General features: G+C 66.9%; 11 protein-coding genes. 2 read left to right on the top strand and 9 right to left on the bottom strand.

Going from position 1 to position 12,320, the window contains the following annotated elements; translation table 11 throughout:
- Positions 1-50: 50 nt before the first annotated feature.
- From gyrB to mutM, 7 genes are all read right to left on the bottom strand, one after another.
- Positions 51-2,489, bottom strand: a complete 2,439-nt coding sequence (gyrB, locus tag PARHAE_RS07895) for a DNA topoisomerase (ATP-hydrolyzing) subunit B (RefSeq protein WP_126154060.1) — start codon at positions 2,487-2,489, stop codon at positions 51-53.
- A 93-nt stretch (positions 2,490-2,582) separates the two neighbouring features.
- Positions 2,583-3,659, bottom strand: a complete 1,077-nt coding sequence (gene recF / locus PARHAE_RS07890; RefSeq protein ID WP_126154059.1) for a DNA replication/repair protein RecF — start codon at positions 3,657-3,659, stop codon at positions 2,583-2,585.
- Positions 3,656-4,774, bottom strand: coding sequence for a DNA polymerase III subunit beta (gene dnaN / locus PARHAE_RS07885; RefSeq protein ID WP_126154058.1), 1,119 nt, complete (start codon positions 4,772-4,774; stop codon positions 3,656-3,658). The genes recF and dnaN overlap by 4 nt, the downstream gene beginning before the upstream one ends.
- An 85-nt stretch (positions 4,775-4,859) precedes the next feature.
- Positions 4,860-6,245 (bottom strand): chromosomal replication initiator protein DnaA, encoded by a 1,386-nt coding sequence (gene dnaA / locus PARHAE_RS07880; RefSeq protein ID WP_126154057.1) that lies wholly within the window; start codon positions 6,243-6,245, stop codon positions 4,860-4,862.
- Positions 6,246-6,805: 560 nt separating this feature from the next.
- Entirely contained in the window at positions 6,806-7,075 is a 270-nt protein-coding gene (gene rpsT / locus PARHAE_RS07875) for a 30S ribosomal protein S20 (protein WP_126154056.1), read from the bottom strand.
- Between the two features lie 161 nt (positions 7,076-7,236).
- Entirely contained in the window at positions 7,237-8,013 is a 777-nt protein-coding gene (locus tag PARHAE_RS07870) for an enoyl-CoA hydratase (RefSeq protein ID WP_126154055.1), read from the bottom strand.
- Positions 8,014-8,080: 67 nt separating this feature from the next.
- Entirely contained in the window at positions 8,081-8,926 is an 846-nt protein-coding gene (mutM, locus tag PARHAE_RS07865) for a bifunctional DNA-formamidopyrimidine glycosylase/DNA-(apurinic or apyrimidinic site) lyase (RefSeq protein WP_126154054.1), read from the bottom strand.
- Between the two features lie 75 nt (positions 8,927-9,001).
- Between mutM and ubiE the strand changes: the two genes are divergently transcribed.
- Together ubiE and ubiB are read left to right on the top strand one after the other, a co-directional pair.
- Positions 9,002-9,748 carry a bifunctional demethylmenaquinone methyltransferase/2-methoxy-6-polyprenyl-1,4-benzoquinol methylase UbiE gene (gene ubiE, locus PARHAE_RS07860; protein ID WP_126154092.1) on the top strand — a complete coding sequence of 249 codons (747 nt, stop codon included), beginning with the start codon at positions 9,002-9,004 and terminating at the stop codon, positions 9,746-9,748.
- Positions 9,745-11,283 (top strand): 2-polyprenylphenol 6-hydroxylase, encoded by a 1,539-nt coding sequence (gene ubiB / locus PARHAE_RS07855; RefSeq protein WP_126154053.1) that lies wholly within the window; start codon positions 9,745-9,747, stop codon positions 11,281-11,283. The genes ubiE and ubiB overlap by 4 nt, the downstream gene beginning before the upstream one ends.
- A gap of 52 nt (positions 11,284-11,335) precedes the next feature.
- On the opposite strand, the gene PARHAE_RS07850 is transcribed toward ubiB, so the two are convergent.
- Together PARHAE_RS07850 and PARHAE_RS07845 are read right to left on the bottom strand one after the other, a co-directional pair.
- The gene (locus PARHAE_RS07850) at positions 11,336-11,674 is read right to left on the bottom strand and encodes a hypothetical protein (protein WP_126154052.1); all 339 of its coding nucleotides are present in this window, start codon (positions 11,672-11,674) and stop codon (positions 11,336-11,338) included.
- Positions 11,671-12,288 carry a hypothetical protein gene (locus PARHAE_RS07845; RefSeq protein WP_241232716.1) on the bottom strand — a complete coding sequence of 206 codons (618 nt, stop codon included), beginning with the start codon at positions 12,286-12,288 and terminating at the stop codon, positions 11,671-11,673. Before PARHAE_RS07845 ends, PARHAE_RS07850 begins: the two co-directional genes overlap by 4 nt.
- Between the last annotated feature and the right edge of the window lie 32 nt (positions 12,289-12,320).

Raw genomic sequence — 12,320 nt, 5'->3', positions numbered from 1 at the left:
CCGGCCTTCAAGAAAAAGCGCGGGGGCGGCAAATCCGTCACAGCGCCCGGTCAGGTATCCAGGTTTTCCACGCTCAGCGCGTTCTGCTGGATGAATTCCCGGCGCGGTTCGACCACATCGCCCATCAGCTTGGTGAACAGATCCTCGGCCTCGGCGACGTCCTCGACCCGGACCTGCAACATGGTGCGCGCGCCCGGATCCAGCGTGGTTTCCCACAGCTGTTCGGGATTCATCTCTCCCAGACCCTTGTAGCGTTGCAGGGACAGGCCCTTTTCGCCTTCCAGGAAGATCGCCTGCAACAGTCCCAGCGGGCCGAAGATCGGCTGGTCGCGGTCCTTGCGCACCAGGCGCGCGCCCTGGCCATAGACATCCTGCAAGGCCTGGGTCATCTCGCCCAGGCGGCGGCTCTCGGCGCTGCGCAGCATCTGGCCGTCCAGGGTCCGGTTCTCCTCGACCCCGCGCAGGGTGCGGGACAGGCGGATCCCCGCGTCCTGGGTCGGGCGGCCGGTCCAGCCCCGTTCGTACTCCTCGGCGATCATGTCCAGACGGGCGGCGACGGCACTGGCCGCACCCTGCGCGTCCGCATCGATCCGGCCCGGCAGCAGCGCGCCCGCGATGGCCGCCTGTTCGGTGATATGGGGCGGGTAATGGGTCGGATAGGCGCGCAGGATGCGGCGCGCGGTCCGCGCCTCGTCCACCACCCGGGCCAGGTCCGCGCCGGTGATCTCTTCGCCCGAGGCAAGCCGCAGCGCCGCCCCGTCGATGCCCTGCTGGATCAGGTAATCCTCAAGCGCGGCCTCGTCCTTCAGATAGACCTCGGACCGCCCGCGCGACACCTTGTACAGCGGCGGCTGCGCGATATACAGGTGCCCCGCGTCGATCAGGTCGGGCATCTGCCGGAAGAAGAAGGTCAGCAGCAGCGTGCGGATATGCGCGCCGTCCACGTCGGCATCGGTCATGATGACGATCTTGTGGTAACGCAGCTTCGACAGGTTGAATTCGTCGCGCCCGATGCCGGTGCCAAGCGCGGTGATCAGCGTGCCGATCATTTCCGACGACAGCATCCGATCGAAGCGCGCCCGTTCGACGTTCAGGATCTTGCCGCGCAAGGGCAGCACCGCCTGGTTCTGCCGCGACCGGCCCTGCTTGGCGGACCCGCCCGCGCTGTCACCCTCGACGATGAACAGTTCGGACAGGGCCGGATCCTTTTCCTGGCAATCGGCCAGCTTTCCGGGCAGCGAGGCCACGTCCATCGCCGTCTTGCGCCGGGTCAGCTCGCGCGCCTTGCGCGCGGCCTCGCGGGCCAGTGCCGCCTCGACGATCTTGCCGGTGATCAGCTTCGCCTCGGCCGGGTTTTCCTCGAACCACTCGGCCAGCTTCTCGCCGACCAGGTTCTCGACCGCCGGACGAACCTCGCTCGAGACCAGCTTATCCTTGGTCTGGCTGGAGAATTTCGGATCGGGCACCTTGACCGACAGCACGCAGGTCAGGCCTTCACGGGCGTCGTCGCCGGTGAAATCGACCTTTTCCTTTTTCGCGATGCCGCTGTCCTGGGCGTATTTCGTGATGACGCGGGTCAGCGCGCCGCGGAAGCCCGCCAGATGGGTGCCGCCGTCGCGCTGCGGGATGTTGTTGGTGAAGGGCAGCACGGTTTCATGATAGCTGTCGTTCCACCACATCGCGACCTCGACCCCGATGCCGTTCTTCTCGCCGGTCATGAAGATCGGCTCGGACATGACGGCGGTCTTGGAACGGTCCAGGTATTTCACGAATTCCCGCACACCGCCTTCATAGAACAGCTCGGTGCGCTGAACCTCGGCATGGCGTTCGTCTTCCAGGATGATGCGGACGCCGCTGTTCAGGAAGGCCAGTTCGCGCAGGCGGTTTTCCAGGGTCTTGTAGACGTAGTCCAGGTTGGAAAACGTTCCGTTCGGATCGTTGGTCTTGGACGAGGCGAGGAACCGCACCTCGGTCCCCTTTTCGCCCGGCGCGGCGTCGCCCACCACGCGCAGGTGTTCGGCGGTGTCGCCATGTTCGAACCGGGCGTAATGTTCCTTGCCGTTCCGCCAGATGCGCAGTTCCAGCCAGTCCGACAGCGCGTTCACCACCGACACGCCGACGCCGTGCAGCCCGCCCGAGACCTTGTAGCTGTTCTGGTCGAATTTGCCCCCCGCGTGAAGCTGGGTCATGATGACCTCGGCCGCCGAGACGCCTTCGCCGGCATGGATGTCGGTGGGGATGCCGCGGCCGTTGTCGCGCACCGAGACGCTGTTGTCGGCGTGGATCTTGACCCGCACATAGTCGGCGTGGCCGGCCAGGGCCTCGTCGATGCCGTTGTCCACGACCTCGTAGACCATGTGGTGCAGGCCGGATCCGTCGTCGGTATCGCCGATATACATGCCGGGCCGCTTGCGAACAGCCTCCAACCCTTTGAGAACCTTGATGGAATCGGCGCCGTATTCGGCGCTTTGCGGGATCGTGTCGGCCATGCGTGAAAGTGTCCTGTTCCTGTGCTGCCGATATAAGCGTTCCGGCAGGGAAAGTCACGGGAAAGACGGGATTTTTCTGCCCTTTCGGCGCGGTTAAGCGGCGATTTCCGCAGCCGCCGAAACCCCGTCGTCGCGCGTCACCGCCAGCCGCCGGGCGCGGGGGCCGAAGCTGTCGAAAAGCTCCGGCCCGGTGCCGGTCAGCAGGCTCTGCGCGGGCAGGGCGCAGATCCGGTCGTACAGCGCCGCGCGGCGGTCGGCGTCCAGATGGGCCGCGACCTCGTCCAGCAGCAGCACGACCGGCTGGTCCGACAGCGCCCGGGCATTGGCGAGGATCAGGGACAGCAGCAGCGCTTTCTGTTCGCCGGTGGACGACAGGGCGGCGGGCATGTCCTGCGGCCCCCAATGCGCGCCCAGATCGGCGCGGTGCGGGCCGGTCAGGCTGCGGCCCGCGCCCAGGTCGCGGGGACGCATCGCGGCAAGGCGGGCGGCGATGCTGTCGGGATCGGGGTCGTCGGCCTGGCCTTCGCCCGGCAACAGGGTCAGGGTCGCTGCGGGAAAGTCGCCGCCGTCCTGCGCGGCCATGATCGCCGTCAGCGCCGCCTGGCGGTTGCGGGTCAGGGCCGCGCCCGCATCCCCCATCTGCGCTTCAAGCGCGCGATACCAGCCGGGATCGCCGATCTGGTCCTTCAGCAGGCGGTTGCGTTCCCGCATCGCCCGGTCATAGGTCAGCGCCACGTCGGCATGGTCGGGAAACAGGCTGAGAGTCACGCGGTCCAGGAACCGGCGTCGCGCCTCGGGCGGGTCGGACCACAGCCGGTCCATCGCGGGCACCAGCCACAGGATCCGCAGCAGCCGCCCCAGGGCCGTCTGCGCCACCGGCTTGTCGTCGATCAGGACGCTGCGGGACTGGCCCGGTGGGGCGGCGGTCTCGACCGCGTGGTCGTCCACCGCGGCGCGGATCCGCCAGCCCGCGTCGCGCCCCTGCCGTGCCTGATCGGGGGCGGGCGCGGCCCGCAGGCCGCGACCCGGCGCCAGCATCGACACGGCCTCAAGGATATTGGTCTTGCCCGACCCGTTCGAGCCGAAGATCGCCAGCGGCCGATGGTCCAGATCCAGATCCAGCCGGGACCATGACCGGAACTGCGCCAGCGACAGATGGGTAAGCGTCACACCCGCATCGGCATGACGACATAGACCGCGCTTTGGTCGGACCCTTCGCGGATCAGCGCGGCATCGCCCGAGCCGTTGAACAGGAACACCGCGTTGTCGCGGTCCACCTGGCTGGCGATTTCCTGCAGGTACTTGGCGTTGAAGCCGATTTCCAGCGGGTCGTCGGCGTAAGCCACGATCAGCTCCTCTTCGGCGGCGCCGGCGTCGGGGGCGTTCACCGACAGGATCAGCCGGTCCTGATCCAGCGCCAGCTTGACGGCGCGCGACCGTTCGCTGCTGACGGTCGCCACCCGATCCACCGCGCGGGCGAAGTCGGTCGCGTCGACCTCCAGCTTGCGGGCGTTGTTCATCGGGATGACGCGGGAATAATCCGGGAAGGTGCCGTCGATCACCTTGGATGTCAGCGTCAGCGTCGGCGTGGCGAAGCGCACCTTGGTTTCGCTGACCGACACCGCAATGTCGGTATCGTCGTCGTCCAGCAGCTTGCGCAGTTCGGCGACCGTCTTGCGCGGCACGATCACGCCCGGCATCTCGTCCGCGCCCACCGGCAGCGGCGCGTCGATCCGCGCAAGCCGGTGCCCATCGGTCGCCACGCAGCGCAGCATCGGCTGGCCGTCGACCTGGGCCACGTGCATGTAGACGCCGTTCAGGTAATAGCGCGTCTCCTCGGTCGAGATGGCGAACTTCGCCTTGTCGAACAGACGCCGCAGCACATCGGCCTTGGCCTTGAAATTGGCGCTGTATTCCGACGACGCCATGACCGGAAAATCCTCGCGCGGCAACGTGGCCAGGCTGAAGGACGACCGCCCAGCCTGCACCGCCAGCCGCCCCGCCGCGTCGTCGCTGCTGATCTGGACCAAGGCCCCGTCGGGCAGCTTGCGCGCGATCTCGTTCAGCATCACCGCGCTGACGGTGGTGGCGCCGGGACGTTCCACCTGGGCGGGGGCGCGGTCCACGACCTCGGTATCCAAGTCGGTGGCGCGGAAGCTGACCCCTTCGGGCGTGGCCTCGATCAGGACGTTGGCCAGGATCGGAATGGTGTTGCGCCGTTCCACGACCGACTGGGCCTGAGAGACGGCCTTGACCAGAACGGCGCGCTCGATCGAGAATTTCATCGCTTTTCCCTGTGCCTGCGGCCATTCCGGCCCGTAAACGGACCTGTTTTGTAACGGCCCGCGCAGGCAGTCACAAGCGTTTCGTTCAGGCTTCCAGCAGGCGCTTCAACAGGGCCACATCCTCGGCCAGGGCGTGATCCTCGACCACCAGTTCCTCGACCTTGCGGATGCCGTGCATGATCGTGGTGTGATCGCGCCCGCCGAAGCGGCGGCCGATTTCCGGCAGGGACCGGCTGGTCAACTGCTTGGACAGGTACATGGCGATCTGCCGGGGACGCGCGACGTTGCGGGCGCGCTTGGGCCCCACCATGTCGGCCAGACGGATGTTGTAATGTTCCGCGACCTTGCGCTGGATGTCGTCGATCGAGATCTTGCGGTCATTGGTGCGCAGGATGTCGGCCAGGCATTCCTGGGCCACCTCCAGCGTGATCTCGCGGCGCAGCAGGCTGGCATGGGCGAACAGCCGTTGCAGCGCGCCTTCCAGAACGCGGACGTTGGTGGTGATCCGGTGCGCCAGGAATTCCAGAACCCCCGCGCCGATCTCAAGATCGGGCTGCTGGGCGCGGAAGCCCTCGGTCTTGGATTGCAGGATGCCCAGGCGCAATTCATAGGTCGTGGGATGCAGGTCCACGATCAGTCCGCAGGACAGGCGCGACTTGATGCGTTCCTCGAGGCCCTTGATCTCGGCGGGCGCGCGGTCGGCGGAAATCACGATCTGCTTGCCCTGATCGACCAGGGCGTTGAAGGTGTGGAAGAATTCCTCCTGGGTGCTGTCCTTGCCGGCGATGAACTGCACGTCGTCCACCATCAGCATGTTCACGTTGCGGAACATGCCCTTGAAATCCATGATCGTGCTTTCGCGCAGCGCCTGCACGAAGCGGTACATGAACTGTTCCGCCGACAGATACAGCACCTGCGCCGCCGGATGGCGCGTCTGATAATCATGGGCGATGGCGTGCATCAGGTGGGTCTTGCCCAGGCCCACGCCGCCATACAGAAACAACGGGTTGAATCCGACCGGCCCGCCCTCGGCCACGCGGCGCGCGGCGGCATGGGCCAGTTCGTTGGGCTTGCCCACAACGAAATTGCCGAAGGTATAGCGCGGATCCAGCGGCGCGCCCAGATCCGTGCGGCCCACCCGCGCCGTGGCGGGCGCGGCGGCGCTTGCGACGGGGCGCGCGGGCTTCGCGGCAGCGGTGGCGGCGGCCGGACGGGCGCGGCCGGGCGCGGTCTGGGGCACGACCTCGAACCGCAGGCGCTCCACGGTGGCGCCGTGGCGGCTCAGCTCGCCCAGGATGTCCTTGGCGAAGTGGCGGTTCACCCAGTCGGAAATGAAGCGCGTCGGGCTGGCGAAATGGGCGATCCCCGAATCCACGCCGGTCAGGCGCAGGGGCTTGATCCAATGATTGAAGTTGTTCGGCCCCACGCTTGTTTCAAGCGCGGCGCATGCCTGGCCCCAGATCTCGTCCATGGTCTGCCCTATCTTTCCTGTCCCCAGCCTTCGCCGGACCTTCCGGCGAAACAGGATCCCCGACGCGGGCCGGACGGACCGAACTGCGGCAACACCCCACCCTGCGGCCCCGAACGGGTCGCATGACGAGGCTTTCGCCCGAGGTTCAATCCAAGACACGGGGTTCCGCACAGCCGGTGGCAGCCGTCTGCAAGAACAACCCGAGGGCTTGAAGGCGCCTGAAGCCTTCTGGCCCGACCGATGCCCGCGACCCTTCAGGATCGTCGGGAAACCGGCCCGTCCCCCAACACAGCGACGTGAATCGCCCCATGACGTTAGCAATGGCGCGCGGCCTGCTGCAACCGAACTATGTGCTTGACAGGGGCTTTGCCAAATCGAATCTGCGAGCCCCTTGACTCGAAAGGAAAGAATCCTGAACGCCTTGATATGTGGGCATTTTTGCAACATTCGCAGGCGCAGAAATGGAAATCGGGCGCGGTTTCGCAACCGCACCCGACCGGGTTTCCGGGTCCCGCGGGACCGCGATTTCAAGGCAATCAGCGCCGCGGACGGCGCGAGAATCAGGCCGCCGACAGGGCCTTCACGCGCGATGCCAGGCGCGAGATTTTCCGCGACGCAGTATTCTTGTGGACGACGCCCTTGGTGACGCCGCGCATCAGTTCGGGCTGGGCCGCCTGAAGGGCCGCCTTGGCCTCGTCGGCATTGCCCGAGGCGATGGCCTCTTCGACCTTGCGCAGATAGGTGCGGATGCGCGAACGGCGGGCCTTGTTCACGTCGGTGCGACGCTCGATCTGGCGGGCGCGTTTCTTGGACTGGGGCGAGTTGGCCATGGGTCTTGTTCTTCCTGTTCAGGTCTTCAGCGTTTCGGTTGCGCAAAAGACCCAAGACGCCGCCTTCCGGGGAAAGCGGTCATGATTCTTGCCTAAGCGGGCCCACGCGCATGTAAGCCGGGGCCTATAGGGCAAATGGCCCGCAAAGGAAAGCCGAAAAATCAGCGGTCGCGGAATTGCGGCTCGCGCTTTTCCAGGAAGGCGGCCATGCCTTCCTTCTGATCCTCGGTCGAGAACAGCGCCTGGAAATTGCGCCGCTCGAACAGGATGCCCTCGGCCATGGTGGTCTCGTAGGCGCGGTTGACGGCCTCTTTCGCGGCCTTGACCGAGACCTGGGATTTCTCGGCGATCTTGCGGGCGGCGGCCATCGCCTCGGGGATCAGCTTGGCGGCGGGGACCACGCGGCTGACCAGGCCCGACCGTTCCGCCTCGGCCGCGTCCATGAAGCGGCCGGTCAGGTGCATGTCCATGGCCTTGGACTTGCCCACGAATCGGGTCAGCCGCTGGGTGCCGCCGATGCCCGCGATGACGCCCAGGTTGATTTCCGGCTGGCCGAACTTCGCGGTGTCGGCGGCGATGATGAAGTCGCAGATCATCGCCAGTTCGCATCCCCCGCCCAGGGCATAGCCCGAAACGGCGGCGATGATCGGCTTGCGGATGCGGGTGATCGCGTCGATCCTGGCGCCGAACAGATCCTCGTCATAGGCGTCCACGAAGGTCTTGGTGGACATCTCCTTGATGTCGGCCCCGGCGGCGAAGGCCTTTTCGCTGCCGGTCAGAACGACGCAGCGGATCTTGTCATTGCGGTCGGCTTCCGCCAGGGCCTGGCCCAGTTCGGTGATCAGCGCGGTGTTCAGCGCGTTCAGCGCCTCGGGGCGGTTCAGCCGGATCAGGGCGACGCTGCCCTCGATCTCGACGATGATGGTGTCATAGGCCATGGTGCGTCCCGGTTGCAAAAGGTTCGTGGCGGACCCTATCAAAAGCGCGGGCGGAAAGCCAAGCAGCCTAACGCTGGCAGGCAGGGCAGAAGAAACTGGACCGTCCGCCCTGCACGATCCGGCGGATGCTGCCCGAACAGCCGGGCATGGGGCAGGGCGCGCCCTCGCGGTCATAGACGCGGAAGCTGTGCTGGAAATAGCCCAGTTCCCCGCTGGCCTGACGGTGGTCGCGCAGACTGGATCCGCCCGCCGCGATGGCATCGGTCAGCACGTCGCGGATATGGCCGACCAATGCGGCGATGCGCGCGGCCCCGATCCGCCCCGCCGCCCGGCGCGGGTCGATGCCCGCGCGGTGCAGCGCCTCGGACACATAGATGTTGCCCAGGCCCGCGACGATCCGCTGATCCAGCAGCGCCTGCTTTACCGGCACCCGGCGGCCCGCGAAGGCCGCAGCCAGATAGGCCGGGGTAAAGGCGCCGTCGAAGGGCTCGGGCCCCAGATGGTCCAGCAGCGGATGCGCCGACCCCTCGCGGATCAGATCCACCATGCCGAAGCGGCGGGCGTCGTTGAAGGTGATCGTGCTGCCTGCCTCGGTCGTCAGCACCACGTGGTCATGGCGCGGCAGGATCGCCGGGTCGCGGTGGAAATCGCCCAGGGATGCGTCCTGGACCAGCATCCGCCCCGACATCCCCAGATGCATCAGCAGCGTGCCGCCCCGGTCTAGGTCCGCCAGCAGGTATTTCGACCGCCGCCGCAGCGCCGTCACCATGGCCCCGGTCAGCACCTGCACCAGATCGACCGGCAGAGGCCAGCGCAGGTCGGGGCGGCGAACCTCGGCCCGCGCGATGCGTTGTCCTTCCAGATGCGGCAACAGGCCGCGGCGGACGGTTTCGACTTCGGGCAGTTCTGGCAATCCCGGTCCTTTCGATCCATTGTGCCGCAGGCGCGTCGGATCTATCTGGCGATGAAACAGCGGATCGGCAAGCGGATGAGCGACAAGAAGCAGACCCATTTCGGTTTCCAGACCGTGGACGAGGATGCCAAGGCCGGGATGGTCCACGGGGTCTTTTCCAGCGTCGCGTCCCGTTACGACCTGATGAACGACCTGATGAGCGCGGGCATCCACCGGGTCTGGAAGAACGCGATGATGGACTGGCTGGCGCCGCGCGACGGCCAGCATCTGCTGGACGTGGCGGGCGGCACGGGCGACATCGCCTTCCGCTTTCTGGACCGTGCGCCGGGCGCCCGCGTCACCGTCTGCGACATGACCGAATCCATGCTGGTCGAGGGGCGCAAGCGCGCCGACGCGGTCGAGAAATCCGACCGGCTGTCCTGGGTCACGGGCGATGCGATGGCGCTGCCCTTTGCCGACAACAGCTTCGACCGCTATACGATCAGCTTCGGCATCCGCAACGTCACCCGCATCCCCGACGCCCTGGCCGAGGCCTATCGCGTCCTGCGCCCCGGCGGGCGGCTGATGGTGCTGGAATTCAGCCGGATCCCGGTGCCCGCGATGCAATGGGCCTATGACCGCTATTCCTTCAACGTCATTCCGGCGATGGGGCAGGCGGTGACGGGCGATCGCGACAGCTATCAGTATCTGGTCGAATCGATCCGCAAGTTCCCCGACCAGGACGCCTTCGCCGATCTGATCCGCGCCGCCGGTTTCGACCGTGTGCACTATCGCAACCTGTCGATGGGCATCGCCGCCCTGCATTCGGGCTGGAAGCTTTGAGGGGACCGCACAACCTTCTGCGCCTGATCCGCACCGGCGCCACCTTCGAGCGCACCGGCGCCATGGGCGCGGTCCTGGACGCGATGGAGGCGCCGCCCCGGCTGCGCGTCGCCGCGCGGATCCTGGGCTGGCCGTTCCGCTGGCTGGGCTACAAGGGCGACCCGGCCCTGCCGCCGATCACGCGGGCGATCACCGCGCTTGGCCCGGCCTATATCAAGTTCGGCCAGATCCTCTCGACCCGCGCGGATGTGGTCGGCGTGCAGATGGCCGACCAGTTGCGGATGTTGCAGGACCGCCTGCCGCCCTTTCCGACCGAACAGGCGAAAGAGATCATCCAGACCGACCTGCGCCAGCCGGTCGATCTGCTGTTTTCCGAATTCTCGGAACCCGTGGCGGCGGCCTCGATCGCCCAGGTCCACCGCGCCCGCGTGCGCGAGACGGGGCGCGAGGTCGCGGTCAAGGTGCTGCGCCCCGGAATCGCGGGGGCCTTCCGCCGCGACATCGACGCGTTCCATTTCGCCGCCGGGATCATCGAGTTCCTGTCCCCCGGCAGCCGCCGCTTGCGCCCGCGCGACGTGGTGGCCCATTTCGAAGCCACGGTCACCGCCGAACAGGACATGCGGCTGGAGGCGGCGAACGCGTCGGAATTCGCCGAAAACACCAAGGACGATCCGGGCTTTGCCGTTCCCCGTCCGCATTGGGATCTGTCCTCGCGCCGCGTCCTGACCTCGGATTGGGCCGAGGGCCTGCCGATGGGCGACCGCGCCGCGCTGCTGGCGGCGGGCCATGATGTCAGCCGCATCGCCACGCGGGTGATCCAGCTGTTTTTGCAGCACGCCCTGCGCGACGGGTTCTTTCATGCCGACATGCATCACGGCAACCTGAAGGTCGCGGCGAATGGCGACGTGCTGGCCTATGACTTCGGCATCATGGGCGAGATCGACGAATACACCCGCCGCATCTATGCCGAGATCCTCTACGGCTTCATCCAGCGCGATTACCGCCGCGTCGCCCGCGTCCATTTCGAGGCGGGCTATGTCCCCCGCGACCGCGACGAGGCGCAATTCGCCCGCGCCCTGCGCGCCGTGGGCGAGCCGATCTTCGGCGCCAATGCCAGCCGGATTTCCATGGCGAACCTGCTGGCCTATCTGTTCGAGGTGACGGAACGCTTCGGGATGCAGACCCAGACGCAGCTGATCCTGCTGCAACGCACCATGGTCGTGGTCGAAGGCGTGGCCCGGTCGGTCGATCCGCAGCTGAACATCTGGGACGCGGCCAAGCCGGTGGTGTCGGATTACATCAAGTCGAACATCGGACCCAGTGCGCTGGCGGGCGACATGGCGCGCGTGGCGCAGACCGTGGGGCGCTATGGCCCGCTGCTGCCGCGCATGGTCGAACAGGCGCTGTGGGAACGCGCCCATCCCGAGGATGCGCGCCGTATCCAGCCGGTCGTGATTCGCCGCGGCGCGCCGGTCTGGCTGGCGGTGGCGCTGGCGCTTGGCGCGGGGGCAGCGATCGGGATGGTGCTGGTCTAGCGCGGTCCAGCCGGGTCATGGGCGTGCATTGGACTGACGGACCTTTCGCCGCTCAGAAACACAAAATCTCGGCCTCGGCCTCGGCGCGTTTCAGATGGGCGATGATCTCGGTCATCTGCGGCATTCCCCGGAACATGCCGGATCGTTCGCCGGTCGTCTGCTGCATCCGCAACACCGTTTCGGCGCTGACGTAATCGTCATAGGGCAACACCTCGGCGATCTGGTCGATGGCGCAGGAACAGCGGTCCAGCATGTCGCGGGTCTGGCCGTTCGTCGCCATGCAGGCAAAGACGTATTCCGTCCGCGCATTGGTCGGATAATCGTTCACCGCCTGCGCCCAGGCGGGCGCCGCGCCCGTCGCCAGGGCCAGCAAGGCCAGCCGGGCGATCATTGCAGCGCCATCCGCTGGACATAGCCGGGCTGCGCCCCGGCCGTTTCGGCGCGCAGTTCGCGGATCGGCTGGGACGGATCGCCCAACAGGAAGGTCAGGGTCAGCGTCTCGAACCCCTTCATCCGGTTCGCGTTCGGATCGTCCGCGAAAGGCTGGAAGCTGGCGACCGACCCGCCCTTTTGCGCGGCGATCCTGCCACCTTGGAACAGCGCCTCCTTGATGCGGTTGCGGATATAGAACGGGCTGCCCCCGGTCAGGGTCGCCATGTCGCGGGTAACCTGTTCCAGAAAGAAGGTCAGCACCGGATCCCCGGCCGAGATCGGGAACGGCCCGATCCGCCGAGTCCGCGAATCGGTCTGCTGGACCAGTTGCAGCACCGGCTGGCTGTCGGTGGGGTCGATCACCTGGGTCAGCGTCAGGCTGCCGTCCCGGACCGGCACAAAGCCCGGAGCCTGCGGCCCCTCGACATGCAGGGACCAGTGCAGGTCGCGCCCCTCGATGGACCAGGGGCCGCGTTCGGCAAAGACGGCGTCGCCTGCTTCGCCCGCAGGGGCAATGCCCGGCGACAGGACCGACAGCCCCAGCCACAAGGCCGCGGCAATGGCTCGTTTCATGCTAACCCTCCCCAATGCCGGGGCAGTTTGCG

This window comes from Paracoccus haematequi, from assembly GCF_900631945.1.
Taxonomy (GTDB): domain Bacteria; phylum Pseudomonadota; class Alphaproteobacteria; order Rhodobacterales; family Rhodobacteraceae; genus Paracoccus; species Paracoccus haematequi_A.
This window is presented reverse-complemented; position numbering and strand designations above follow the sequence as displayed.